This is a genomic window from Verrucomicrobiia bacterium, from assembly GCA_035577545.1.
In the GTDB taxonomy this organism is placed as follows: domain Bacteria; phylum Verrucomicrobiota; class Verrucomicrobiia; order Palsa-1439; family Palsa-1439; genus Palsa-1439.
The window spans coordinates 136,929-161,524 of record DATLVI010000041.1 but is presented as its reverse complement, the minus strand read 5'-3'; the positions used below and the strand labels follow the sequence as shown (position 1 = coordinate 161,524).

Genomic DNA, 24,596 nt, shown 5'->3' with positions numbered 1-24,596 from the left:
GTCCCACTGTTCTCATCTTCGTGCCGTTAATCGGCGTACCGCTTATTGGCAGTTGACTGTCGTCGTGCAAGTGCTGCTCGCAGTGATCGGGTTGCCGAACTGGTCCTTCGCGCAGGTGGTAACGTTGCCTGCTTGAATTTCGGCAACTTCACCACTGACCGTCAACGTATTGACCACGGATACCGGCACACAGGTCGATGGTGTGCAACGCACGCTGGAACCGGAGACGATGCTGATATCCAGGCCGCCGATGATTTCGCCATTCACCAGGCCGGGACTCAGCGCGATGTTTCGGAAAGGCGCCAACAGCGTGCCGTCAATCCTGGCAACGCAGCAACCTGTGCCGCCGCCGCCACCGGTCATCGAAACCTGCTGTCCAGTCCCGATGATGTTGTACAGCACGTGGTTTCGCGTCACGCCGCCAGCGACCTGAATTCCATCGGCACTCCCGCCGCCATTGATCGTGAACTGGCCCGTGACGTTGAAGATAAACGTCGCGCTGGACGGACCGGTGATCGTGACCACATGCCCGCCATTGATGTTGACGTTCTTGACACAAATCACGTTGAGGCCGGCAACTCCGGTGATCGTACCCTGGCTCAAGGTGTTGATGGTCTGCGTGCAAGGCTGGTTCTTGGCGGAGTTATACGTACTTAGCGCCGCGTTAATCTCCGGCGTTAAGTCCACGTTTTGGAGCACGGAGCCGATGGACCCGGAACCGCTCTTCGAGAACGTCGCCCCCGGAGCCAGACGGATATTACCGTTCACGTACTCACTGCCCGTCAGCGAAAGCTTGCTGTTGGGCCCGATGCTAATGTCCCCGAGAATACCACCGGCGGGCCCCGTGATAGAAACCGAATGGCCGCCGCCCAACTGCAGCACCGTGGTGTCCGCCGCCTGTCCCAGTATCGGGTTGGCGCAGTCGCTGGCGCTACCGCTGCCCGCACCGCAATCGACAGTGACCGTGCACAGCGTCAGGTTGGTGGAGTCGCCCGCGCCAAGGTTGAACGGCAACGGTAAGACGCAGCCGTTGCTCGATAAGCTTGGATCGCTGATCGTGACCTTGGTCAGGTCCGCTTCACCCGTATTCGTTACGAGCACGCTATAAGTGACCGGATGCGGACCGCTGCCGCAGTCGAACGCCGATGGCGCCGCCGTCTTTGTGCAACTGATGCTGGCTTGGAGCACGAGTGCTGTCGCACTGGCGCTGGCGCTGACATTGGACAGCGTGACCACGGTCTTGCCCATGGCGGTCACCACATTCGTCGTGTCATGGCCCAATTCCGTCATGAATGTGAAGTTCGTGGTCGCGCCAGTTGGGAACGATGGAATGGTTCCCAATACTCCGAAAACGGTGTCCGTGATGACGACACCCGTGAGGTTGAGTTGACCGCAGTTCAGCACGTTGATCGTGTAACAGAATGCGGAAGTCTGGGTGGCGCTCGTAAAACCGATGGCGCTGCCGCTGTACACGCCGCAAGTGTCATTGGACACCACGCAGGCGACCTGTTTGGTCACACAGATGCTCCCGGGGCAGATCACGGTGCAGGTCGTGCCGGCCTGGGCGGAAACTTGATTGCCCGTGCATTGGTCGCTGCCTTTTGCCGTCACGGTATCGCTGAGCGGCCCGCAGCCGCTGGACACATAGCTGCCGCTGTAGGTCGCCGACGCGCCAGGCGCCAGTGTCGTAGCCGACAACGAGGCCGAGACATCGCCCGCCACGCTGTCCGTAACCGTGATGCTGACCAAGGTTACGTTGCCAGTATTGGTCACCGAACCTTTGAACTTAATCGGCTGGCCAGCCGCAAACGGCCCGCCATCGCAAACCTTGGTCACAGTGATACCCGGTGCAGTGACGACCGTGCAAACGGACTTCGCGCTGCTTTGCACTGTGCCGCCGGTGCAGGCATCGGCTCCCGTTGCCACCACCGTATTGGTAAATGGCCCGCAGCCACCGCCCGAGGCGTAGCTGCCGCTGTAGGTGGCCGAGGCGCCAGGCGCCAGTGTCGTAGCCGACAACGAGGCCGAGACATCGCCCGCCACACTGTCTACAACCGTGATGCTGACCAGGGTTACGTTGCCGGTGTTGGTCACCGAACCCTTGAACTTGATCGGTTGACCAATCACAAACGGTCCGCCATCGCACGCCTTGGTCACGGTGATACCCGGTGAGGTGATGACCGTGCAGACATTCGTCGCGGTCGCCTGGATCGAATTGCCGGGGCAAATTCCTTCGGTACCGGTCGCCACCACCGCGTTGGTGAACGGTCCGCAGAGGTTCCCCGTCGGAGTGTAGCTGCCGCCGTAATTCGTCGAGGCTCCAGCCGTCAACGTCACACCGCTGAGCACAGTCCCTGCGCGATTATCCACCACGTTGACGCCTGTGAGTGTCACGCTGCCGGTGTTGGACACCGTGCCCTTGAACTTGATCGGCTGGCCGATCACAAACGGCCCGCCGTCGCACTGTTTGGTTACTGCAATTGATGCAACCAGAACCTGCGCCGTGGCGCTTGACGAACCAGAAATGGCGCTCTGATTGATCTCCTCCGTGCCCAAGACCGTAACGGTATTGGTTGTGTCAGCAGAAAGCGGAGAGGAGAGAAAAATCCTTCCGGAGCCGCCAACTGGCAGGGAGTTCCCACCAAGTGCGCCGGTCTGATTCGTAAAATCACCTGTAATATTGCCAAAAATGCTATCGGTCACGTTGGTAATGGTCAGATTATCTGTTCCGCAGTTGGTAACGGTGATGCTGTAGCAAAACGTGGGATTCTGGTTTCCGGTCTTCGCGCCGGAGGCAAAACCGCTGTAGGAAGCATTCGTGCAATTTCCATTTGCGGGCTGGCAAGCGATCTGTTTGGTCACCTTGAGGCAAGGGGTGAAAATGAAGACGAAGGTCTGGCAGGATGTGGACGTCGCCAGATTCACTCCCGGCGAAAGATTCTCAGTGCCGGCAACATCTTCTTCAACGACCAGAAAACCTTGAACTCCGTCAGCCGCATCTGCGACGGTGGTCGACGGCACATTGGTCGTGGAGGTTCCCTGGCTCGGATCGCAACCCGGAAGGGTAAACTGGTGGGGGCTCGAGAGGAGGTTCGGCTGCACCTCCGTAACGTCGCCATGAAATATCCTGAAGTGGACATTCGTTACGGTAACACCAATGTCCGTGCAACCCGGAGTGTCGCTATTTCCAGCAAGAGCCCTTAAGTCAATTGTATTGCCAACGATGGCCCTGGCAGTTTGGAAATTGTGATCCGGTCCGGCCGCTCCCGCTGCGCAACAGATGCCGCGCTGGCATTGGGCGTTGGCAACTCCTGAAAGGACCGTCGCGATGGTTGCTACGACCAGACCAAGCAGCATCCATGACCTTTGAATCGATCGACACATACCCCCTCCTTTGTTTCCCTGCGGGTCGTTTCCAAATTGCATAATCGGTTGCGAATCTCTTGCTTCATTCTATCGCGCCCCATGTCCGCCAAACACTGGCACTTGCCTCAATTCGCTCGCGCTAAATCGTACTGGCGCTGCGTCGCCATCGCGCGCCATGTGTACAACGTCCTAGCGGGGCAAACCGATAACGAAAAATGTCCGGGAAAGCGAGCTTTTTCTGCGATTGCGGCTGACAGAGTGGGGGTAATGGCACGAAGCGGGAGGATTAAACTACAGAAGCACAGAGGCTTGAGAGTGAAACGTGCGGCGTCTGACCAACCGCGTCTTTTTTTCGCCGGTCGCCCGTCGACCTTCAACGCGCGCAACCAGATGGCCGCAGATTCTGAGGGCCCGATTCGGGAAACTCTTCCCGGCAGTTCCTACTTCGAAAGCTCAGGCTTTGGACCGTCGCGATCGCTGAAGAGCAACTGGGCCACTTCAGATTGGTAGGTGTGAAACGGGTCGTTCATGACCAGTGGGTCTTTGTTCTCCACCGTAATGGAGTCCCAATTGATGATGTAGCTTCCGACCTGATCGCGCAAATGCCGGACGGCAATGCCGCGCGCCTGCGCCCGGGTGTTCTCCGGCGGATTCTGCGTGCAGAACGCGATGCGCTCGGGGGTCACCACGTGTTGCGAGCGGCCTTGCTGCGCCAGCGCGAAATATAGGCCGCGGCGCGGATCGAGGTTGTGATACTCCAGGTCGAGTGACTGCAGCCACGGATCATCCCAACCAAGGTGCTCCTGTTCGAGGAACATCTGCAGCATCCACTTCTTCGCCACCCAATCGATTTTGTCCGTCTGCGACATCGGATCGCGCTCCAGCCCGTCCAAAATCGCCTCCCACTCGCGAATCACCCAGTCGTTCTCGGGACTCACGCCGGCCAGGTAGTGCTTCGCCAGGCCCAGGAACGAATGCTGGATCTCCAGCGCCGTGCGCGTCTGGCCGTTTTCGAGCCGGACGATCCAGCGGTAATGCGGGTCGCGCGAGATATCCCGGGTGGCTTGCACGGGATCCATCAACCCCACGCGTTTCGGGAGGATGCCTTCTTCCAGTAAATCCAGGACAAGCGCCGTGGTCCCGACTTTGAGCGCCGTCGCGTACTGGCTCATGTTCGAATCACCAATGAGCAGATGGAGCCGGCGGTACCTTCGGTAATCCGCCAGCGGCTCATCCCGGGCGTTGATGATCGCCCGGTTAAACTGGACCCACTGGTAGATGTCGTTCACGATGTGGTCGGCCCGCTGCGAAATCTGGAAGTGCACCGGCTGATCGTGCCGATTGTGATCGAACTCGAAGGCGAGGGGATTGGCCTGGCCCACTCGGCCCGCCCCGGAAAAAATCTGGCGCGTGGCGAGAAACGAGAGCAACGCGGACAGCACCTGCGGCGTGAATTGCGCGTTGCGCTTCATCAGGTAATTCTCATGGCAACCGAAGGTCGCGCCCGTGTGGTGGTCGATGTTGTTTTTGACGAACGACACGCGGTCAGCGAGGCCCATGCTTTCCAGCGCGCCTTGCAGGAGAAGGTCGCCCGCATGGTCGAAGGAAACCACGTCACGCAGGCTGAGACACTCGGGCGTGGAATACTCGATATGCCCCATGTCGAGATAAAGTCGTCCGCCGTTGAGCAGAAAACCGCCGTTGCGCGGCGGTTCTTCATAGTCCCGGTAGTGCAGGTCAATCGCGCCGAGTCGCGCGACGTTGAAGAGGTGGTTCTTGACCCGGATCGGGAACGCGTCGGGCCCGCCCTGCCGGTCTTCGTTGCTCACCAGGCAGCCGTATTCGGTCTCCAGCCCGACGATGCGGTTCATAAATCCTTCAACGCGCCGCGGATTTCCTTTTCGTCGAGCAAGCGAAATTTCCTGGTGGGTGGCCGGCTGCGCTCCAGCACGGCGGCCTCCACGTGGCGGGCCTTCAGGTATTCCTTGAGGACTTTCTCGGGTTCAATCTCACGCTTCCCGGGTTCCTCGCCCTCCTTGCTATCACTTTGCTCGGCCATCTCCATGCCGACGGCCCAGGTCTTCGCCGCGAGCTTGAGCGCGTCTTCCAACGAGCGGTGTTCATCGCCGTTGTGTTCGACAAGATAGTCCAGCATCGCTTTTTGGGCGTCGCCCGTGCCGGCCAACACATCGAACGGCTCTCGCGTCTCAATTTCACTCCGCGCGAAGGAACCGTCGTAGTCCAGCTTGACGATGGAATCCTGTTTCGGTTCGTCGCCGAGTTCCGCCAGCAGGATCTTGACAATGTGGGGCGCGCTGAACACCTGCTCGAACGCAGTCTTGAGCGCGGGGCTCATGCCGAAATTGACGAGACGGCGGAGTGAGACGTCGGCCACCGCCCGGTTGAAGCCCTCGATGTGCGCCAGGTCAATGGCCACCAGCCGCATGCGCTCGATGTCGGCAGGATGTCCCAGCGCCGCGAACGCCACGCGGTCGTACACCTCGAAAACCTTGCGGGTCTCGCGGCTGACCGTTAGCAACAGCAGGCCGTCGGCGTAGTCCAGCGCGACCACCGGGCTGCCGTGACGCAGCTGGTCCTCGATATACTCGCGCCGATTGGCAATCGCCTCGACCCAACGATAAGGTTCTTCAATCATGGCTCAGTGGCTTCATTTCGCGGAAGCTAGACCTCACTCTTGTACACGCGGCCCAGCTCGGACTCCGGAATCTCCCGGACGCCGTCCTCCGTGATGACGCGGACGATCGGAAAAATGTCGGACTTGGGATTGTAGCCGCTGGTGGCCGTGTCACTGTCGGCAGCCGTGTCGAGCACACGCAGGGCTGTGATGATGATTTCCGACTCGCTGAATTTGGCCAGCGGCTTGCCACCCCACGTATTGAGATAGTGCAGCACACTGCGCACGGCGAGCGAACCGGAACCGCTGGCGGAGTAATCCACGCCCTCGAATTGGGCGCCGAGCGCGTCGTAGAAATACACCTTGCCCCCGCCGTCTTTGCCGTTCGCAGTCTCGTACGTCGCAAAGATCGGCACGACCATGCCCACACCCTGTAATGTGAGCGGCAGGTTTTCCTTCAGCAGTTTCGACAGCGAGCGCACCTTGCCGGCCGTGCTCATTTCCTGGAGCTGGCTGCGTTCGAAATACTTGAAACTGTGTTCGAGAACCCGCGCCATTTCAAACGCGACCGCGGGCACGCCCGCGATGGCGAGAATGGACCGTTCATCGATATTGATGAGCTTCTCGGCGCGCTCGTACATGACGAGATTGCCCGCCGTGGCGCGTCGGTCGCCCGCGACGAGCACACCGTCCTTGTATTTGACGGCGAGGACCGTTGTGCCTTCGGTGGCGATGCTGCCTTTGCCCATCTCGTGCTCGAATTTGGCAGCCGCCTGGGCCAGACGGGGCGCCGCCTCATAGCCGTGGGCTTTCAGCACGCTCAGGAAATCGCCATCATGCAGGAATTGCGGAATCGGTAGGGGATGATCCATGGCGATTGCTCGCGGGGCCGGTGCGCCGACTCACTGCCCCGTGCGTTGGCGATAGCGCTTGGCCTGGTTGGGGTCGACCCGTCGCATCTTTTTCAGGAGTTCCTTGGTGTCGGGAGTTTGCGTGTCCGGGCGGCGCGGCCCGCCTTCGTCGGCTTCCTTCTTTTCCCACGGAGCGGGGGAAGTGGGTCGATTGATGCGTTCGGGAAATTGTGCGTTGGAATCGGCCATGGCCTTTATCTCCGCGTTAACTTCAAGTTACGCAGTAATGTCTCCACATCCGGCGCATTGTCAATGGCGGCATTATAGCGGCGCACGTCTTCATCGTCAAAAACATTCAGGAGTCGGACCACTGATTCATGCTCATTTTCGCCAAACGTGATCTCGTCCCATTGCACGGAACTCATCTGCTTCCCGAACTTTTCGATGCAGCGGCCGCGAAAATACGCGCGCGTATCGCGTGGCGGCTGGCGAATCGCGAAGCGGATTTCGTCGTCGGTCACAAAACGCCGCACTTGCTTCTCGCGGACCAGTTCCGCGTACAAGCCCTCGTCCTGCCTCACGTTGTGGTACTCGAGGTCGAGCGACTGGAGCCATGGATCGTCCCACCCCACTTTCTCGACCTCCACGAAGGCGTCGAGCATCCATTTCTTGGCCACCCAATCGAGCCGGTCGCGGCACAGCATCGGGTCGCGTTCCAGATCGGTCAACACCTGCTCCCACGTCGCCAGCACCCAGTCGGTTTCTTCATCCCGACCGCGCAAATGCTTGTGGGCCGCCGCCAGGTACTCGCGCTGAATGTCGATCGGCCCAATTGTCGGCCCGCCGGCCTGACGGAGCGTGGTTTTCAGGGTCGGGTCGCGCGAGACGGCCTTCAAGGCCGCAATCGGCTCGGCCAACTCAATCTGCATGGGGCACAACCGCTGTTCCAACAGGTCGAGCACCAGCGAGGTGGTGCCAATTTTCAATGCCCCGGAGATTTCGCTCATGTTCGCGTCGCCGATAATAACGTGCAGGCGGCGATACATGTCGCTGTCGGCATGCGGCTCGTCGCGGGTGTTGATGATCGGGCGGCGGTTCATCGTGTCGATGGACACGAGCACGCTGAAGAAATCCGCCCGCTGGCTGATTTGATACACATTGGCGGGCGCGCCGTCCTCGGCTTCGATGCCGACCTTGCCCGCGCCGGCGACGATCTGCCGCGTGACGAGGAACGGGGTGAGGCCGCGAATGACGAGATCGAACGGAATGTCGCGTCGCATCAAATAATTGTCGTGGCAGCCGTAGCTATGGCCGACGAAATCGGTGTTGTTCTTGTACACCTTCACGACGCCACCGGTCGTGTGCCGGTTGCGGCGGCGGACGCATTCCTCGATGATCCGCTCGCCCGCCTTGTCCTGCGCGATGATGTCGCGGAGGCGCTTGCACTCGGGGGTTGCGTACTCCGGATGGGCGTGGTCGTTGTAATAGCGCGCGCCGTTGGAGAGGACGAGGTCGCTTTTGATTTCCTGGAAGCTGAGTTTGCGGTTCTGGTCCTGGACGAAGTAACGCGCCTCGTCGAAGTCCTGCATCAATTCCGCGACGCGAAAGCCGCGCACGTCCTGGTGCGGATCTTCGAGGTCGTAATCCCACTTCAGCGCGGAATCCTGCGAGGGCGGTTCGACCTGCGTATAGCTGCGCACCAGGGCGATCGACTCGGCCACAACGTCGACGCTTTCCGATCCATCGACAGTGATTCCGTATTCGGTTTCAATGCCCAGGGTTCGTTGCATTGGCTGATTGGCGGCAACGGTGGCGCGCCGCCTCCTTGCTCGCCGCCTTAGACGACGGCACTGACTCCCTTCGACCGGGGTCCCGACAGGGGCCGGATCGGGGAAACCTTTACGACGTTTTCGGGATCGTAATCGAGCAACATCAACCAGTCCTCCGTGATGTCGGTGGGCGGGAAGATGTCGTTTTCCGCGTATTCAAGGTCCAGCGCGCGGAGCAGGTCCGCCTCGCTGATGCCCTCATCCTTGCGGGAATCGATGCTGCGTTTGATGGCCATTTCCTTGGCGCGCTCGACGATGCTGGCGATGATCGCGCCGCTGATGAGGTCGCCGCGATAGAGCACCGCGTTGCGACCGCTGCGCAACGACACTTCGAGGAAACGGTTTTCATCGCGGTGCGCAAAAAGCGTCTTGATGACTGTATCCACCAGGGCTGTTACCGTGGTTTTCGCGTCGCCGCCGTGCGCCTTCAACGTGGCGGGATCAAGCGGCAGGTCCGCGGTCAAATAGATTGAGAAAATCTCGTGCGCACCATCCTTATCCGGGCGGTCAATCCGAATTTTGCGGTCGATGCGGCCCGGACGGAGGATGGCCGGATCGATCAGGTCCGCCCGGTTCGAGGCAAGAATAATTACGATATCGTTCAGTGACTCGATACCGTCCATCTCGGAGCAAAACATCGGCACCAGCGTCGAAAGAATGTTCGCGTAGCGGCCCGCACGACGGGTGCCTAAGATTGACTCGGCCTCGTCGATGAATAGAAAAGGCATATAACCCTGTTTGCGCTTCTCCCGGGCGATGCTGAAAATCTCGCGCACGATACGCTCGGACTCGCCTACCCACATATTAAGGATCTCAGGGCCCTTCACGTGCATGAAGCATTCCTTCATGTCGTGGCCGGTCTGCTCCCGCAATTTCCCGGTCAGGTTGAAGGCCGTCGCCTTGCCGATAAGCGTTTTGCCACAGCCCGGCGGACCGTGGAGCAGAAAACCCTTCGGCTGCGCATAATGAAAGCGGCTGAAAAGATCCGGATGCAGCAAGGGCAATTCAATCGCGTCCTTGATGGCCTGGATGGCGGAAGTCTGGCCGCCGACACGCGACCACGGCAGTTCCGGTACATCCTCCAAATAAAACTCCTGTTTGTCGGAGGACGCGAGCAGTTCAATGGCTACCCGAAACGCCGGGTCAATCCGGATTTCATCCCCGGTCTTCAGGTTGGCGCTGAGTAAATCGCTGGAGCGCTGCAAAATGACCGAGTGCATTCCGTGCTCCTGGCCGACGCGGAGGCGGCCGTCCTTTAGCACGTCATTGATCTTGCCGACGGGTCCCGAGTTGTCATAGCCGAGATCGCCGACGACCACATACGCCTCATTCACGAGCACGCGCGTCCCAATCTTCAGGGCCTGCGGGTCAAGTCGCGGATCGACATTGGAAAAGTAATCGTGACCGCCGACGGCAATCTGTGCGATGTCCTTTTTCGGGAACCCGAGAAAAGTGCCGATACGGTTTGCGGGTGAAGTCACCTTCTTGATGACCTCGTCCATCTTTTCGATGGCCGCGCGCGCCTCGGAAAGCGTCAGCTCGTGCTCCTGGATCTGCTGTCGCAGGCGAAAAAGATCAAAGCGGGACGGATCGCCCTCGGGTAGGGTCGAAAGCAGCTTATCTACCAATTCGATCGGGGTAGACTCGTTGCGCGGTCCCCATTTGTCTGTGAAATCCAACGGACCTCCCGGAGGGGTCGGTTTCTTATAGCCTGAATGGTCGCTCATACCCTACATCTCCACCACATACCGTCCGTCGACGGCATAGTATACCGCGAATGAAACATGACTGCAAATCGAAACGCTTAATCCGTGCCAAATTTGTGTAAAAAATGCGGTTGACTATGGTTGATTGAGACGTTGGTTACGTTTGCAGGAGCGATCTGCGACCGCCGAAAGTCCGACAAGTCGACGTCCCTAAGACTTTCGGGATGCCGCTATGGCAGCAATGGGAAGTCCTAATTTCAGCCGGCCGACATGACAAGTTCGCGGAAGTCGACGGTCCCTTGGTAACGGAGGCGACCACCCGGAACCCCAGGACCGGATTCGATGCGGGAAGGCTGCAAGCGAAACTTTGTCACCGCCTGGCCGGGCTGGAACGTGATCAAGGCAAATGGGCCTGCGGCATCGCGGTTCATGGGAAAGAGACGATAAGCAGTCGTGAAAGGAAACTGAATGGCGATCTCAATGAATTCGTCGAGCATAGCGCCCCGTTGGTGTGATGCGACAAAATTGAAGCAGAATTGACGGAAGTCAAGGGCCGGAATTCTACCTCAAAATTGACGTTGACAGGGGTGGAAGCGGTCAGTTACGTTACCCCGCCTTAGGCATCCCAAGATAGGACATTAATGAGTACGTTTTTCGCTAAAAAAGAAGAGCAGAAGCCCCGCTGGTACGTCATCGACGCCAGCAATCAGGTGCTCGGCAAAGTGGCCGTGCGCGCCGCCAATGTCTTGCGTGGCAAGATCAAACCCACGTTTACGCCGCATGTCGATGCGGGTGATTTCGTGGTGGTGGTCAACGCCGAGAAGGTCGTCCTTACCGGTAAGAAGGAAACGGCCAAGGTGTACATGTCCTATTCGCAGTACCCGGGCAAAGAGAAACGCCGCACGGTCAAGCAGGTGCGCGCGACTCATCCCGAGAAGCTCATTAAGCACGCGGTGAAGGGTATGATCCCGCACAACCGCCTGGGTCGCGCAATGATTACGAAACTCAAAGTCTACGCCGGCTCGGCTCACCCGCATGTCGCGCAGAAGCCCGAAGCCATCACCCTTTAGTCTCTCACTCCCATGGCAACAGCATCCGTTCAATCAAACGCATTCCTCGGAACCGGCCGTCGCAAAACCAGCGTCGCCCGCGTCCGTCTCGTACCCGGCTCCGGCAAAATCGTCATCAATGACCGCACGGCCGATGAGTACCTGTCGGTGCCCAACCAACGCACCATCGCTTTCCAGCCGCTCGCGGAGACGCAGAACGTCGACAAGTACGACATATTTGTCAGCGTCCTCGGCGGCGGCGTCTCGGGCCAGGCAGGCGCCATCAGTCACGGCATCGCCCGCGCACTCTTGAAGGCCTCACCCGACTTGAAGGGGATCCTCCGCAAGAAGGGTTTCCTCACACGGGATTCGAGGATGAAGGAACGCAAGAAGTACGGTCAACCGGGCGCACGCAAGCGCTTCCAGTTCTCGAAGCGTTAATCGACCCAATAAATCTCTACTTGCAAGCGCGAGCCCCGGGTTTAATATTCGGGGCTCGTTGCTTTTACGGGTAAACTGAGGCTGTCTACGCAATGAAAAAAACCAAAGCCGCCATCGTCGGCGCGAGTGGCTACTCGGGTCAGGAATTGATCCGACTGCTGTTGCGACATCCTCACGTCGAAATCACGCACTTCACCTCGCGGCAATATGCCGGCAAAGCTGTTGCGGAGATTTTTCCACGATTCCGCGGGCAGATCGACGCTACGTTTGTCGAACCGAACGTCGATAGCATCGATACCGACGTCGTTTTTCTTGCCTTGCCGCATGGCGTGGCGTCCGAGTATGCGCCCGCGCTGTTGAAGAAAGGAATCAAGGTGCTCGATTTGTCGGCGGACTTCCGGTTAAAATCGGCGGCCGTTTATCAGGAGTTCTACGACCATCAGCATCCCGCTCCGGAGTTACTGAAAGCTTCCGTGTACGGCCTGCCGGAGATTCACCGCGACGAGATTCGCAAGGCGAACCTCATCGCCTGTCCCGGTTGCTATCCGACGAGCATCATTCTCGGCGTCATGCCCGCCCTCCGGAAGGGACTGGGCAAAGCCGACAGCATCATCGCCACAAGCCTCAGCGGCGTCAGCGGCGCGGGGCGAAAGGTGGCGGACGAGTTCTTGTTCACGGAGTGCAACGAAAGCGCGCGCGCGTATGGTATCCCGAAGCACCGCCATATCAGCGAAATTGAGCAGGAATTGACGGCGCTGGCTGGTTCGCAGGTGACGATTTCCTTTACGCCGCACCTCATTCCGTTGAATCGCGGAATCGTCAGTACCATATATATGGCGCTTGCGGCGAAGGCGGAGGATGCGTTGGCGGTCTATCGCGACTTCTACAAGGGTGAACCGTTTATCCGCGTGACGCCGTCGTTGCCGGATACGAAGAATGTCGAGGCGACCAATTTCTGCGACATTTCCGTGCGCATCGACCCGCGCACGAATCGGCTTGTCGTGGTCAGCGTGATCGACAACCTGACCAAGGGCGCCGCCGGCCAGGCCGTGCAATGCCTGAATCTGGTTTGCGGTTATGAAGAAACGGCGGGACTTTTACCATGAAGACTTCTTTCATTCGGATTAGTGGTTCGGTCACCGCTCCGCGCGGTTTTCGCGCCGCCGGCACCGCAGCGGGAATCAAGACGCGCGGCAAGAAAGACATGGCGCTCATTGTTTCGGACAAACCCGCGACGGTGGCGGCGACGTTCACGACAAATCAGGTTAAGGCCGCGCCGGTGAAATTGAGTATGCGGCATGTGAAATCCGGCAAGGCCCGCGCGATCGTCGCCAACAGCGGGAATGCGAATGCCTGTACGGGTAGCGATGGCGTGATCCACGCCCGGGCCATGGCCTGCGCGGTTGCGCGTCGTCTCGGATGCGCGGAAAACCACGTGCTTGTCTGCTCGACGGGTCGGATCGGCGTCAACCTCCCGATTGTCAAGGTCGAGGGGGGCATCAAGCAGCTTCTGGGCATCCTTTCCCCGCGCGGCGGAATGTCGGCCGCGCAGGCGATCATGACCACCGACACGTTCGCGAAGCAGGTTGCGGTGCAATTCAAGGCGGGCGGCCGGACGATTCGCGTCGGCGGCATCGCCAAGGGCGCCGGCATGATCCAGCCGAACATGGCGACGATGTTGAGCTTCCTCACGACGGATGCCGCCATTCCGCGAGGGGCCCTGCGGAAGGCGCTCACGCATGCCGTCAATCATTCCTTCAACCGCATCAGCGTTGACGGTGACACGAGCACCAACGATACGGTGATCCTCCTGGCCAACGGCGTGGCCGGTGCGCCGCCGTTGGGGAAGTTTCAGGAAGCGCTCGACTTCGTGTGCCTCGAACTCGCGAAGATGATCGTCCGCGACGGCGAAGGCGTATCGAAATTTGTGACTCTTAACGTCCACGGGGCCGCTTCCGACCGCGACGCGGTGATTGCGGCACGGTCCGTGGCGAATTCCGTGCTCGTGAAGACAAGTTGGTGTGGTGGCGATCCGAATTGGGGCCGGATCCTCGACGCGCTCGGCTACAGCCGCGCCAAAGTCGACGAGGATCTTGTAGAGGTCGCTTATAATGGCGTACCCGCGTTTCACGGCGGCATGGCCACGCGAACGCCGCTGGCAAAGCTGCGGAAGATCGTCGCCCAACCGACGTTCACAATCGACATTCACCTGCATCTCGGCCGTGGCCAATGCACGATGCACACCTGCGATTTGACGGAGAAATACGTCGAGTTGAACAAGGGGGAGTAAGCAGCGTCGATGCAGGACCTCATTAAAAAAGCCGATGTATTGCTGGAAGCGTTGCCGTACGTTCAACGCTTTCGCAGTTCGACCTTTGTCGTCAAGTACGGCGGCAGTTTTATGGATTCCCCCGACGCGAAGGTGCGCGAGGGCGTAGCGGCGGACATTGTTTTCCTCGAGGCCATGGGCATCAACCCCGTGGTCGTTCACGGCGGCGGCAAAGCCATCACCAAAGCGATGGAAAAGGCGGGTATCAAGGCGCAGTTCATCGAGGGGATGCGCGTGACCGATGAGAAGTCCATGGACATCGTCGAGGATGTGCTGGGCAACGTGATCAATCGCAACATCGTCGAGACGATCCAGAAGTTGGGCGGCAAAGCGCGCAGTTTTTCGGGCAAGGATGTTTTCAAATGCCACAAACTTCTTACCGGCGGCGTGGACCTCGGATATGTCGGTGAAGTCACTGACGTCATTATAGACAAGATTCGCAAGGCCCTGCATGCGCAAGTCGTTCCGATCATCAGCCCGATGGGCTTGGGCGAGGACGGCCACGCGTATAATATCAATGCCGACGTGGCTGCCGCAAAGTTGGCGATGGCCCTCGATGCGCGACGACTCGTGTTCATGAGCGATGTGCCCGGTTTGATGCGCGACCCGAGCAATCCCGAGACGTTGATTTCCAGCCTGCACGTGAAGGAAGTGCTTGATTTGAAACGCGAGGGTATCATCGATAAGGGCATGATTCCGAAAGTGGACAGCGCCGTCGAGGCCGTGCAAGCCGGGGTGCGCCGCGTGCACTTCGTGGATGGTCGCATCCCGCATTCGATCTTGCTGGAGATCTTCACCGACAAAGGGATTGGCACTGAGATCGTGAAGTGACCACGTCGTCCACTTCGCCATCATCCCGTTTACTCGCGCTGGACTGGCTGCGCGGTATCTCGGTGCTCGTGATGGTCGAGGCGCACGTCTTCAATGCGGTCTTGGCACCCGTCTATCGCGAAGCCGCCTGGTTCGTCTTCTTGAATTGGCTCAATGGCTTCGTCGCTCCGGCATTTCTGCTGGTCAGCGGCGGTGTGATCGGCATCAACCTGCAAAAACGGTGGCAGGATGTGCTCACATTTGGCAAGGGGTGGAGCCGACTGTGGCGACGCATCGGCCAAATTTTCATCGTCGCCTATCTGTTGCACCTGCCGACGCCGTTCCTTTGGCAATTCTTCGGACCGACCGGTCCGCATCTGGTCGCGTTGTGGACGAAGATGGACATCTTGCAGTGCATCGCCGGATCACTTTCCCTGATCCTCTTGGTCGCAGTACCGGCGCGTAACGCACGCGTCCACCAAATCATCTGCGCGACGCTTGGAGTTATCTCTGTAGCCGTGCTGGGCCACGTCACCAGTTGGGGTAGGGGTTCCACGTTGCCAGTTCCCTTGCTCAGCTATCTCTGGCCAACAGGCGTTGGATTATTCCCGCTCGTGCCTTGGGCAGCGTTTCCACTTCTGGGAGTTTGGCTTGGTCCGGCGATTTTTTCCACCGAGAAGATCTCACAACAATGTGTCCGGGCCGTGATGGCGGGTGTCGCCTTTCTAGTAGTATCGCGATTCGCTCCTTCGAACGGCTGGTACGATGGAATCTTTGTCTTTAGCAGATTGGGGTGGGTGCTCTTTGGATTGGCCGCATGCTGCTGGCTCGGCGAACCGGTGCGCGGGACGCGCTGGCTCTTGGAATTCGGACAACTCTCACTGTGGTCCTACACGGTGCACCTGATCCTCGTGTACGGATCGGGCCTAAGCTTCGGGATTGACGCATTGCGCACGTATAAAATTCCGCCGTTCACGGAAGGTTTCCCACCATGGGCCGCGCTCGTCTGCCTTGCTATCGTGCTGTCAGTGACAGCCCGGGTGGTACGCTGGCGCGCAAAATCCTTGCAACGACAGGCCGCACTTCGCATGATGCCTGCGCAATGAACCGAGCCGAAATTATTGGATTGTTTGACCGTTATGTCGTGCCGAGCTACGCGCGGTATCCGCTCGTGTTTGCGCACGGCAAAGGCGCACGGGTCTGGGACGCCGATGGCAAGGAGTACCTCGATTTCGGCGGTGGCATCGCGGTGAACCTGCTCGGCCATTCGGCGATGGCAGAGATTTTGGCGAAGCAAGCCAGCGTTCTCGTGCACGCCTCGAACCTTTATTACACTGAGCCGCAGGGACGCCTCGCGAAACGTCTCGTCGAGTTGGTGGGTGTCGAGGGGAAATGTTTTTTTTGCAATAGCGGGGCCGAGGCGAATGAGACGCTCTTCAAACTCGCCCGCAAGTTTGGCAACGAGAGCGGCTCGCGTTACGAGATTTTGACCTTCCAGAACAGTTTTCACGGTCGCACGCTTGCGGGGATCAGCGCGACGGGGCAGGAGAAGGTGAAGCATGGGTTCGAGCCGCCCGTGGACGGATTTCGTCACGTCCCGTTCAACGATCTCGATGCCGTGGCGAAGGCCGTCGGGCCGAAGACCGCGGCGATCCTGCTCGAACCGATCCAGGGTGAAAGCGGGATTCGACCCGCAACACCGGAGTTTCTGCGCGGGTTGCGGCGGCTTTGCGACGAGCGAAAACTATTGCTGATGTTCGACGAAGTGCAATGCGGACTAGGACGCACGGGAGACTTTTGCGGATTCCGCTCCATTGCCTCCGACGTTCAGCCCGACGCGATCTCGTGGGCGAAGGGTCTCGGCGGCGGATTTCCCATTGCTGCGGCTTGGATACGCGGGCCATACGCGGACGTGTTGGGGCCGGGTACGCACGGCACGACGTTCGGCGGCACTCCGCTGGCCTGCTCGGTTGCGCTGGCAGTGCTCGATGCGCTCGACCGTGATGACCTACTGCGCAACGCGCGCGAAGTGGGCCAGTATTTCATTGGCAAATTACAGGCATTGGCAGCAAAATGTCCGGCCATTCGCGAAGTGCGGGGGCTGGGATTGATGATCGGCGTCGAGTTGACGCTGGAAGCGCGTCCGGCGGTGCTGAAACTTGCCGAGCATGGATTGATTGGCATCGCGGCCGGCACGAATGTCGTGCGCTTTCTGCCGCCGTTGAACATCACACGCGCGGAAGTGGATGAAGCGGTCGAAAAGATGGAGCGGGCCTTTTGTCAGGACGGGAACAGCAAGTGAGATAATAATGGATGGCAAGGTTGGCAAATGTTTGGAGACGGTGGATGTCGAACGGGTGTTGCCCATCGACACGGCGCAGGAGAAGAAGTTGCGCTTTGCATGGGAACAGAAACCTTCGGAACATTTTTTGATGATGTGGAACCAGTACATGGAGCCGAACAGCATCTTCCTGGAGGACGTCAGCAATGAAGACATCACAGTCACAGTGCGCTGGGCGTTGATGAAGGAGACGCCCGAACAGATTGCCGCGCGTCTCAACCGGTGGTTAGAACAGATCGAGGAGGGGAAGTATCGGCAGAGCGGAATCAGCGGACGACACCTGTGAGAGTTCAGCAGACCGGCGAATCATGAAACATTTACTGACAGTGGAACAACTCAGCGGTCGCGAGATCGCGGACATCTTCAAGCTGGCGCGGGAATTCAAAAAGGGCCGCGGCAAGGCGAAGCAGAAGCAGCCGCTCAAGGGCCAGTCGTGGGCGCTGATCTTTAACAAGTCCAGCACACGCACGCGGGTCAGCTTTGAAGTGGGCATCCGCGAACTCGGCGGTTCGTCGCTGTATCTTTCGACGAATGATATCCAGATGGGCCGCGGTGAAACGGTGGCCGACACGGCGCGTGTGCTGTCGCGCTACATTCACGGCGTCGTCATCCGCACGTACGCCCAGAGCGATGTCGAACAATTCGCCGGAGCGGGGTCCATTCCTGTGATCAACGCGCTTACCGATGACGAGCATCCCTGCCAGATCCTCGCGGACCTTTTCACCGTCGTGGAGAAACGCGGCGCATTGAAGGGCAAAAAAGTCGTCTTTTTCGGGGACGGGGCGTGCAATGTAGCCAACTCCTGGCTTTTCGGCGCGGCGAAGACGGGCATGGAGATTTGGGTGGCGGCGCCAAAAAACTTCCAGCCCGGCAGTGAATGGGTGAAACGCGCGGGCGGCAACGTTCACGTGACCGAAGACGTCGACGCGGCGGCGAAGAACGCCGACGTGCTTTACACCGACGTTTGGGTTTCGATGGGCAAGGAGGCCGAGGGGGCGGTCCGACTCAAGATTCTCGCCCCGTACCAGGTGAACGCCGCAGTGCTCAAGCAGGCCAAGCCCGACGCGCTCGTAATGCACTGCCTGCCGGCGTATATCGGCAAGGAAATTACGGCGGATGTTTTTCAGGCGCACCAGAAGACAATCTTCGACCAGGCGGAGAACCGCCTGCACGTGCAGAAGGCGATCATGACACTCCTGGCAAAATAGTTGTCGGCGACCTTCGCGGACAACGGCATCGCGATCATATGAACCAGAACCGCCTCCAGCGCAGCGTTCGGGCCACGATGGCGGGCCTTTCTGTGAATGTGGCGCTGGCGATTGTCAAACTGCTGGCAGGAATCTTCGGCCGGTCGTATGCCCTAATCGCCGACGCCATCGAATCCATGGCGGACGCGGCCAGTTCCGTCATCGTATGGCGCGCCGTGGTCATTGCCGAGAAACCAGCCGACAAGGATCACCCGTACGGCCACGGGAAAGCCGAGGCCATCGCCACTGCGGCGGTAGCAGTGATGCTGCTGGGTGCGGCGCTGTTCATCTGCGCGCGGTCCGCAGGGGAAATTCGAACGCCGCATCGCGCACCCGCCGCCTACACGCTGTTCGTTTTGCTCGGCGTCGTTCTGGTCAAGGAGGGACTCTTCCGCTTCGTGGGGCGGGTGGGGGAAGAGGTTGGAAGCGGCGCGGTGAAAGCCGATGCGTGGCATCATCGCAGCGACGCGATCACTTCCGCGGCGGCGGCCCTTGGCATCAGCATCTCGCTGGTGGGTGGCGAGGCGTATCGGGCGGCGGACGATTGGGCGGCAATTTTTGCGGCAGTGATTATCGCGTTTAATGGATATCGGCTGTTGCGTCCCGCGCTTGATGAATTAATGGACGCCGCCCCGAAGGAGGACATTGCCGGTTTGGCGCGCACCGTTGCTCTGCGCGTGAACGGCGTGCGGGGAGTTGAGAAATGTTTTGCGCGGAAGATGGGCTACGGTTACTGGCTCGACATGCACGTTGAAGTGGACGGCGGGCTGACGGTGGCGGTAGCGCATGAATTGTCCCACACCGTGAAGGATGCCATTCGCGCGAAACTGCCGCGCGTTCTCGACGTGACGATTCACATTGAACCTCACGCGCATTCTGTAGTAACACATTGACGGGCGTGAAATACTCTCGGTTTAATTGCGTCGTTGCCTTGTTTCTGCTGACGGCGTTTTTGCTGGTGCAGGCGGATCTTCCCATTTCACAAGCGGCTGCCATTCGCCCCTCCGCTCCGCCTCCATGCTGCTGTTCCCTCGAAATGCAGAAACACGGCGCATGTTGCTGTTGCTCGATGGGAACTCAAACGAAATCCGGATGTTCGTTACGGGCCTCGCGGTGTGGCGAAAATGGACCGAGTAACGACATGGTAATCGTTGTGAAGTTCCAGGTTGTGTTGCCCGTGCTACCTGTCGCGTTGTTACCTGGCGTTGCGTGGAAGCCGGTGCTACCGGCCGTCACCCGCGCCAGTGCACGTCTTACCGAACCACCCGTCCCACCTCCGAGACTCCTCATTCCCGCCTGAGCGCAGGAAACAGGACGGACCTTTGGCCTGTCCGAACGGAATTCATTAACGAGGAGAGATTCTGTGCAGAAGTTTATTGTGGTGTGGTGTCTTTTGGGTCTGTTATACGCGGGTCCAGTGATGGCTTGCGATTTGTGCGCCGTGTATGCCGCGACGGAGGCGCAGGGTCGAGGCGACGGGGGATGGTACGGTGGCGTCGCCGGACAATTCACATATTACAATACGTTGCAGTCGGGCGGTCACACTGTGGGGAATGACGGGGAATACATTGACAGCCTGGTCTCGCAGGTGTTCGTCGGTTACAACATCAATGACCGGTTTGGCGTGCAAGCCAATCTGCCGGTGATTTATCGCGCCTATGGTTCATCCGCTGGCGGCAACCATGACGAGAGCGGCATCGGGGACCTGTCCTTGATCGGGAATTATCTCATCTATCAAAAAATCGAAGAGGACTTCACGTTCAACTGGACGGCGCTGGGCGGGATTAAGTTCCCGACCGGCAGCGCGGAACATCTCAACCCGAACGAGCCCGATTTTTCGACCGGTATCGGTGGTCATGATCTGACCATGGGATCGGGGTCGTACGACGGGCTTATCGGCACGGGTGTGTTCGCACGCTGGAAACGGTTGTTCCTGACCGCGAACATGCAATATACGATCCGCTCCGCCGGCGCATTCGATTATCAAATTGCCAACGACCTGAGTTGGAACGGTGGGCCGGGTATTTATTTGGTGCTTGGGCACAAACACACACTGGCCGGGCAGTTTGTCGTTTCCGGCGAAACCAAAGGTCAGGACACGGTGCAAGGTGTGCCAACCGATGACACGGCGGAGACAATTGTCTATGTTGGCCCGCAAATCAACTTCACCTGGTCCACCCGGCTGAGCGCGCAAGTGGGCGCCGATTTACCGGTGAGCATTCGGAGCACCGGCGACCAACTCGTTCCCAATTACCGCACGCACGCGGCCCTGACGTGGCGATTTTAGTTTCATGCCAGAGCAAACTTGCCTCTGTTGCTGTCGCCCGGCATAATCGGCGGGGATGAGCGTCAGCCTGGAGGAATCGTACGCGCGCTGCCGACGGATCGCGCGACAGACGGGGAAGAATTTTTATTATTCCTTCCTGGTCATGCCCCGCGAAAAACGGGCGGCGATGTGCGCGATCTACGCGTTCATGCGCCGTAGCGATGACATCGCTGATAGCACGGCCAATCCTGCAGTGGCGTTGGACGCCCTGCGGCAGTGGCGCGCCCAGGTGGACGCGGCCTTCAACGGTGAGCAAACGACAGACCCGACCTTGCCGGCGCTGGTGGACACTGTGCGCAGGTACAAGATTCCTCAAAGTCATTTCCATGAACTTCTTGACGGTACGGAGATGGACCAGACCACCACACGCTACGCAACGTTTGACGATCTGTATAAGTATTGTTATCGGGTCGCGTCGGCGGTGGGATTGGTGGTGCTGCCCATCTTCGGTTTCCAAGATAAGGCCGCGCTGGCGCCAGCCGAAGCGTGCGGGATCGCTTTTCAGCTTACTAACATCCTCCGCGATGTGAAAGAGGACGCACGCATGGGGCGGATTTACCTGCCGCTCGAAGATTTACGGCGGTTCGGCGTCTCCGAGGACGACATCCTGAACGCTCTCGCCACACCGCAGTTTTTGGAGTTGATGAAGTTTGAGGCCAACCGCGCGCATGGGTTCTATAAAAAGGCGCAGCCGCTGCTCAACATGATCGATGCCGACAGCCGGGGAACATTGGCCGTGATGATCGCGATTTACGGCAGAATCCTGCGAAAGATAGAGGAGAGCAATTTCGCCGTGTTCGATGGGCGGATGCGGTTGAGTGCAGCAGAGAAACTTTGGATCGTCAGCAAAAACTGGATGGGACATCGACCATAAAAGCACTGGCTCTTCTGCTAATGGCGACAATGAGTATTGGTGTGGCCGCGCGCGCCGAAGGTCCGCGGCCGTTCCTGTTTCTCAAGACGGGAGAGAAGTTTGCCACGCAGGAAATTGCCGCGCCGACGGTGTCCGGATTGACAGCGTACATTGGAGAGAAAGTTGCCGGGGCGACGAACGCGTTCGAGCCGCGGGTGATGAATGATCCCGTGAAAGCCGCGGAGTTCAGCGGGAAAAGCAAACCGGCACTGGGCATCGTCACGGCCGGGTTTTACCTGACGTACGCGAAGGCGCTGGGAATGGAGCCACTGTTGGAAACCAAGCGCGCGGGTGTGAAAGAGGAGCGTTACGTCCTGGTCACAAAGAAGGACGGGGCGGAGGATCTGGCGAAGTTGGAGGGGAAGACGATTACGACACCCCTGGCCGGCGAGCAGCGATACGTGATCGGTGTGGTCCTGCAAGGCAAACTAGGCGAGGAGATTCGACTGCAACAGACCCTGGACGTGGAAGGCGCGGTGTTCGATCTGGCGGAGAGTTCCAAGAAAGCGGCGGACGCCGTGTTGCTGGAAACAGGCGCGTGGGCCCTGTTCAAGGATGATCCTGATTCCGGCCAGAAACTGAAGGTGGTTTATCAGTCGGAGGAGTTGCCGCGTGATCTTGTGGTGGTGTTTGGTCCGAAAAGCGAAGCGGTGAACCTCGACAAACTGAAACAGGTGTTGAAGGACATGAACGGTGGCGAAGAAGGGCAGAAGGTTTTGCAGAGCATTCGTGTCGAGTCGTTCACCGACATCGACTCCGGCAAGCTTTCAAAGGCGGAGAAACTGTTTTATGGCAAGTAGGCGCGCGGTGTTGTTGTTGGGAGCTCTGATTGTGGCAGCGTGCGGTTGCTCGTCTGTGGGGAACGTCCACACTACTGATTCCCAGCAGCCGCTGGCTCTCACCACGGAAGAAGCGCAGAAGGCGCACACGGACGGACTGGCGTTGTACAACCAGCAGCCGCGCGGACTGGCATCGGTCAGCACCGCCGCCCGTCTGCTCGAGCAGGCGGCCCGGACGTTACGCGATGATTACGACGCGCAATGGCAGGCGGCGCAGGCGCTGGCATTCCTGGCTGAGAACGAAACACGCGAGGAATTTCGAAAGGAAGCAGCCCGGCGCGGGGTGGTGCTCGCGCGACAGGCGCGCGCCTTGAAGACCGATGGCGTCGAGGGATGCTACTGGTACGCGCTGAATGTCGGATTGCTGGCCGACGTGGATCGTTCGTATGGGCTGAGTGCGGTGGGGGAGATGGAAACGGCGCTGAAACGGGCGATCGAACTCGACGAGCGTTATGATCTGGCCGGGCCGCCGCGCATCCTGGGCATTTTGCATTTGCGCACGCCGCCTCCACCCACGAGCGTCGGTAGTTCGCGCAAGGGGTTGCGGTTGTTGCAGCATGCGGTGGAATTGTTTCCCGACTATCCGGAGAATTACCTTTATCTGGCCGAAGCGTTGCGCGACAATGATCGTGCGGACGAGGCGAAAGAAGCGCTACGCAAAGTCCTGGAGGCGAAACCGTGGCCGGACCAACAGTTCGAGAGCCAGCAGTGGAAAACGGAAGCACTCAAGCTACGCGACCGCCTGGACAAACCCTGAAGAGGAAGCCAGCGCTTTTCTGGGTCGCGCTGTCCGTATTGATCCTTGGCGCAGCCGTCGTGGGAGCGTTCACCGTAGCCCACGTTAGCAAACACTCACAAGCCCGACACGACGTGCAGGTCATGGCACTGGCGCTGGATGGTTTCGCCCTCGAAAACGGTAGTTACCCAAAGGGCACGCGGGGCGAGATTTGCCGGTTGTTGCGGGGAGAATCAATCAACGGTCAGAACCCCAAGAAACTCGACTACGTCGAGGCGCTACCCACTGAAATGAATGGGGCCGGGGAATTTCTCGATCCCTGGGGTGAACCGTATCGGATTTCGGTCGATCCGAAAGTGCGCGTCTACTCGTGCGGACCTAATCGCCTCGACGAGCACGGTGATGGCGACGACATTGCCAGTTGGAAATAGGAAGCGGGTCGTATCATAGAAGGCTAGAAGGAATGAGGTATCTAACGATCAGAGATTATGATTCCGAACTGGAAGCCTACCGGGATTGCTTGCATGAATTGCACGAGTTACATAGCAGATTTAAGGAGGCCATTGAACTAAGTCAGAAAAACCGGAAACATGCCTTATATCTTTTGGCTGGCACCGCGATCTCCGCTGGCGATGCGGCATTTGACCAGTATTGCAAAGAATTCGTCGTGGGCGTCCATCAACTCGCCCGATTCATCTTGGAGATTCATTCGCTCGTAGAGTATTTCCTCGTCATTGATGATGAGGCGGGTGGTGAGATAGAACGATGGTTCACCGGAGAGTTTATCAAGACGCGTTACAATAAATTCACGAAGAGTAAGATTGAGGAAGTGATCGAGAGAAAAGCAGATATCCCGTTCAAAGGACTGCCCATGGATGAATTGCTAGAACGGGAAAGAGTAATCCAAAAAAATTTCGCCAAGTTGTCTGATTTCTCCCACCCCACGATTCATAGTACCAAGCAGCCGAAAGCGTGTGATTTTGGCCAGTTAATACTGATGCCAATCATTCACATTCTTGTCGACACCCAACGCATGTACTTCTTTCCGGAGGATTCGGTGACCGGCCTCATGTTCAGTGAATTCAGATTGCTCTTCTGGAATTTCAAGAAGGGGAATTGAGACCCGGTTGTGGCGTGGCACTAGTTGTAAGTCCTCACCGCGCACGCTGCGAAGTGAG

Annotated in this window: 25 protein-coding genes; 16 read left to right on the top strand and 9 right to left on the bottom strand. The window is 58.8% G+C overall.

Annotated features, from left to right (window positions below):
• Positions 1-42: 42 nt before the first annotated feature.
• The 8 genes from VNL17_15525 to VNL17_15490 all read right to left on the bottom strand — a co-directional run bounded on the left by VNL17_15525 (position 43) and on the right by VNL17_15490 (position 10,884).
• Positions 43-3,384 carry a hypothetical protein gene (locus VNL17_15525; GenBank protein HXI85492.1) on the bottom strand — a complete coding sequence of 1,114 codons (3,342 nt, stop codon included), beginning with the start codon at positions 3,382-3,384 and terminating at the stop codon, positions 43-45.
• Between the two features lie 422 nt (positions 3,385-3,806).
• Entirely contained in the window at positions 3,807-5,237 is a 1,431-nt protein-coding gene (locus VNL17_15520; protein HXI85491.1) for a proteasome accessory factor PafA2 family protein, read from the bottom strand.
• Entirely contained in the window at positions 5,234-6,022 is a 789-nt protein-coding gene (locus VNL17_15515) for a hypothetical protein (protein ID HXI85490.1), read from the bottom strand. The genes VNL17_15520 and VNL17_15515 overlap by 4 nt, the downstream gene beginning before the upstream one ends.
• A gap of 26 nt (positions 6,023-6,048) precedes the next feature.
• Positions 6,049-6,873 carry a proteasome subunit alpha gene (locus VNL17_15510; GenBank protein HXI85489.1) on the bottom strand — a complete coding sequence of 275 codons (825 nt, stop codon included), beginning with the start codon at positions 6,871-6,873 and terminating at the stop codon, positions 6,049-6,051.
• 30 nt (positions 6,874-6,903) lie between these two features.
• Positions 6,904-7,101, bottom strand: a complete 198-nt coding sequence (locus VNL17_15505; GenBank protein ID HXI85488.1) for a ubiquitin-like protein UBact — start codon at positions 7,099-7,101, stop codon at positions 6,904-6,906.
• Between the two features lie 5 nt (positions 7,102-7,106).
• Positions 7,107-8,642, bottom strand: a complete 1,536-nt coding sequence (dop, locus tag VNL17_15500) for a depupylase/deamidase Dop (GenBank protein HXI85487.1) — start codon at positions 8,640-8,642, stop codon at positions 7,107-7,109.
• 47 nt (positions 8,643-8,689) lie between these two features.
• A complete protein-coding gene (locus tag VNL17_15495; protein ID HXI85486.1) occupies positions 8,690-10,408 on the bottom strand; it encodes an AAA family ATPase in 1,719 nt (572 codons plus the stop codon).
• A gap of 236 nt (positions 10,409-10,644) precedes the next feature.
• On the bottom strand, positions 10,645-10,884 hold the full coding sequence (locus VNL17_15490; protein HXI85485.1) for a hypothetical protein: 240 nt from the start codon (positions 10,882-10,884) through the stop codon (positions 10,645-10,647).
• A gap of 144 nt (positions 10,885-11,028) precedes the next feature.
• Between VNL17_15490 and rplM the strand changes: the two genes are divergently transcribed.
• The 10 genes from rplM (at position 11,029) to VNL17_15440 (ending at position 19,497) form a co-directional block, all read left to right on the top strand.
• The gene (rplM, locus tag VNL17_15485; GenBank protein ID HXI85484.1) at positions 11,029-11,457 is read left to right on the top strand and encodes a 50S ribosomal protein L13; all 429 of its coding nucleotides are present in this window, start codon (positions 11,029-11,031) and stop codon (positions 11,455-11,457) included.
• Between the two features lie 12 nt (positions 11,458-11,469).
• Positions 11,470-11,877: a 30S ribosomal protein S9 gene (gene rpsI, locus VNL17_15480; protein ID HXI85483.1), complete on the top strand. Its 408-nt coding sequence runs from the start codon at positions 11,470-11,472 to the stop codon at positions 11,875-11,877.
• Positions 11,878-11,969: 92 nt separating this feature from the next.
• Positions 11,970-12,983: an N-acetyl-gamma-glutamyl-phosphate reductase gene (gene argC, locus VNL17_15475; GenBank protein ID HXI85482.1), complete on the top strand. Its 1,014-nt coding sequence runs from the start codon at positions 11,970-11,972 to the stop codon at positions 12,981-12,983.
• On the top strand, positions 12,980-14,167 hold the full coding sequence (gene argJ / locus VNL17_15470) for a bifunctional glutamate N-acetyltransferase/amino-acid acetyltransferase ArgJ (protein ID HXI85481.1): 1,188 nt from the start codon (positions 12,980-12,982) through the stop codon (positions 14,165-14,167). The genes argC and argJ overlap by 4 nt, the downstream gene beginning before the upstream one ends.
• Positions 14,168-14,176: 9 nt before the next feature.
• The gene (gene argB / locus VNL17_15465) at positions 14,177-15,037 is read left to right on the top strand and encodes an acetylglutamate kinase (GenBank protein ID HXI85480.1); all 861 of its coding nucleotides are present in this window, start codon (positions 14,177-14,179) and stop codon (positions 15,035-15,037) included.
• Positions 15,034-16,122: a heparan-alpha-glucosaminide N-acetyltransferase domain-containing protein gene (locus tag VNL17_15460; GenBank protein ID HXI85479.1), complete on the top strand. Its 1,089-nt coding sequence runs from the start codon at positions 15,034-15,036 to the stop codon at positions 16,120-16,122. The genes argB and VNL17_15460 overlap by 4 nt, the downstream gene beginning before the upstream one ends.
• Positions 16,119-17,318, top strand: coding sequence for an acetylornithine transaminase (locus VNL17_15455; protein HXI85478.1), 1,200 nt, complete (start codon positions 16,119-16,121; stop codon positions 17,316-17,318). The genes VNL17_15460 and VNL17_15455 overlap by 4 nt, the downstream gene beginning before the upstream one ends.
• A gap of 7 nt (positions 17,319-17,325) precedes the next feature.
• A complete protein-coding gene (locus tag VNL17_15450) occupies positions 17,326-17,643 on the top strand; it encodes a hypothetical protein (GenBank protein ID HXI85477.1) in 318 nt (105 codons plus the stop codon).
• A gap of 22 nt (positions 17,644-17,665) precedes the next feature.
• Entirely contained in the window at positions 17,666-18,565 is a 900-nt protein-coding gene (argF, locus tag VNL17_15445; protein HXI85476.1) for an ornithine carbamoyltransferase, read from the top strand.
• A 38-nt stretch (positions 18,566-18,603) separates the two neighbouring features.
• A complete protein-coding gene (locus tag VNL17_15440; protein ID HXI85475.1) occupies positions 18,604-19,497 on the top strand; it encodes a cation diffusion facilitator family transporter in 894 nt (297 codons plus the stop codon).
• A 184-nt stretch (positions 19,498-19,681) separates the two neighbouring features.
• Here the strand turns inward: VNL17_15440 and VNL17_15435 are convergent, their stop codons facing one another.
• Positions 19,682-19,894 carry a hypothetical protein gene (locus VNL17_15435; GenBank protein HXI85474.1) on the bottom strand — a complete coding sequence of 71 codons (213 nt, stop codon included), beginning with the start codon at positions 19,892-19,894 and terminating at the stop codon, positions 19,682-19,684.
• Positions 19,895-19,967: 73 nt separating this feature from the next.
• On the opposite strand from VNL17_15435, the gene VNL17_15430 reads away from it, so the two are divergent.
• Genes VNL17_15430 through VNL17_15405 form a run of 6 tightly spaced genes read left to right on the top strand, consistent with a single transcriptional unit; the run spans position 19,968 to position 24,538 of the window.
• Positions 19,968-20,891 (top strand): hypothetical protein, encoded by a 924-nt coding sequence (locus VNL17_15430; protein HXI85473.1) that lies wholly within the window; start codon positions 19,968-19,970, stop codon positions 20,889-20,891.
• Positions 20,892-20,946: 55 nt separating this feature from the next.
• Positions 20,947-21,804 (top strand): presqualene diphosphate synthase HpnD, encoded by an 858-nt coding sequence (hpnD, locus tag VNL17_15425; protein HXI85472.1) that lies wholly within the window; start codon positions 20,947-20,949, stop codon positions 21,802-21,804.
• Between the two features lie 20 nt (positions 21,805-21,824).
• A complete protein-coding gene (locus VNL17_15420) occupies positions 21,825-22,643 on the top strand; it encodes a PhnD/SsuA/transferrin family substrate-binding protein (protein HXI85471.1) in 819 nt (272 codons plus the stop codon).
• Entirely contained in the window at positions 22,633-23,439 is an 807-nt protein-coding gene (locus VNL17_15415) for a TRAP transporter TatT component family protein (protein ID HXI85470.1), read from the top strand. Before VNL17_15420 ends, VNL17_15415 begins: the two co-directional genes overlap by 11 nt.
• A 59-nt stretch (positions 23,440-23,498) precedes the next feature.
• Positions 23,499-23,849: a type II secretion system protein GspG gene (locus tag VNL17_15410; GenBank protein ID HXI85469.1), complete on the top strand. Its 351-nt coding sequence runs from the start codon at positions 23,499-23,501 to the stop codon at positions 23,847-23,849.
• A 32-nt stretch (positions 23,850-23,881) separates the two neighbouring features.
• On the top strand, positions 23,882-24,538 hold the full coding sequence (locus VNL17_15405) for a hypothetical protein (GenBank protein ID HXI85468.1): 657 nt from the start codon (positions 23,882-23,884) through the stop codon (positions 24,536-24,538).
• Positions 24,539-24,596 lie beyond the last annotated feature (58 nt).

What these genes read in the sequence shown, in the direction of transcription:
- argB (HXI85480.1), top strand. Translation starts at nt 14,177, where the DNA reads ATGCAGGACCTCATTAAAAAAGCCGATGTATTGCTGGAAGCGTTGCCG.
- VNL17_15510 (HXI85489.1), bottom strand. Translation starts at nt 6,873, where the DNA reads ATGGATCATCCCCTACCGATTCCGCAATTCCTGCATGATGGCGATTTC.
- dop (HXI85487.1), bottom strand. Translation starts at nt 8,642, where the DNA reads ATGCAACGAACCCTGGGCATTGAAACCGAATACGGAATCACTGTCGAT.
- VNL17_15495 (HXI85486.1), bottom strand. Translation starts at nt 10,408, where the DNA reads ATGAGCGACCATTCAGGCTATAAGAAACCGACCCCTCCGGGAGGTCCG.
- VNL17_15440 (HXI85475.1), top strand. Translation starts at nt 18,604, where the DNA reads ATGAACCAGAACCGCCTCCAGCGCAGCGTTCGGGCCACGATGGCGGGC.
- argJ (HXI85481.1), top strand. Translation starts at nt 12,980, where the DNA reads ATGAAGACTTCTTTCATTCGGATTAGTGGTTCGGTCACCGCTCCGCGC.
- VNL17_15455 (HXI85478.1), top strand. Translation starts at nt 16,119, where the DNA reads ATGAACCGAGCCGAAATTATTGGATTGTTTGACCGTTATGTCGTGCCG.
- VNL17_15435 (HXI85474.1), bottom strand. Translation starts at nt 19,894, where the DNA reads ATGAGGAGTCTCGGAGGTGGGACGGGTGGTTCGGTAAGACGTGCACTG.
- VNL17_15405 (HXI85468.1), top strand. Translation starts at nt 23,882, where the DNA reads ATGAGGTATCTAACGATCAGAGATTATGATTCCGAACTGGAAGCCTAC.
- rpsI (HXI85483.1), top strand. Translation starts at nt 11,470, where the DNA reads ATGGCAACAGCATCCGTTCAATCAAACGCATTCCTCGGAACCGGCCGT.
- VNL17_15420 (HXI85471.1), top strand. Translation starts at nt 21,825, where the DNA reads ATGGCGACAATGAGTATTGGTGTGGCCGCGCGCGCCGAAGGTCCGCGG.
- VNL17_15525 (HXI85492.1), bottom strand. Translation starts at nt 3,384, where the DNA reads ATGTGTCGATCGATTCAAAGGTCATGGATGCTGCTTGGTCTGGTCGTA.
- VNL17_15490 (HXI85485.1), bottom strand. Translation starts at nt 10,884, where the DNA reads ATGCTCGACGAATTCATTGAGATCGCCATTCAGTTTCCTTTCACGACT.
- argC (HXI85482.1), top strand. Translation starts at nt 11,970, where the DNA reads ATGAAAAAAACCAAAGCCGCCATCGTCGGCGCGAGTGGCTACTCGGGT.
- VNL17_15505 (HXI85488.1), bottom strand. Translation starts at nt 7,101, where the DNA reads ATGGCCGATTCCAACGCACAATTTCCCGAACGCATCAATCGACCCACT.
- VNL17_15415 (HXI85470.1), top strand. Translation starts at nt 22,633, where the DNA reads ATGGCAAGTAGGCGCGCGGTGTTGTTGTTGGGAGCTCTGATTGTGGCA.
- VNL17_15515 (HXI85490.1), bottom strand. Translation starts at nt 6,022, where the DNA reads ATGATTGAAGAACCTTATCGTTGGGTCGAGGCGATTGCCAATCGGCGC.
- VNL17_15520 (HXI85491.1), bottom strand. Translation starts at nt 5,237, where the DNA reads ATGAACCGCATCGTCGGGCTGGAGACCGAATACGGCTGCCTGGTGAGC.
- argF (HXI85476.1), top strand. Translation starts at nt 17,666, where the DNA reads ATGAAACATTTACTGACAGTGGAACAACTCAGCGGTCGCGAGATCGCG.
- rplM (HXI85484.1), top strand. Translation starts at nt 11,029, where the DNA reads ATGAGTACGTTTTTCGCTAAAAAAGAAGAGCAGAAGCCCCGCTGGTAC.
- VNL17_15450 (HXI85477.1), top strand. Translation starts at nt 17,326, where the DNA reads ATGGATGGCAAGGTTGGCAAATGTTTGGAGACGGTGGATGTCGAACGG.
- hpnD (HXI85472.1), top strand. Translation starts at nt 20,947, where the DNA reads ATGAGCGTCAGCCTGGAGGAATCGTACGCGCGCTGCCGACGGATCGCG.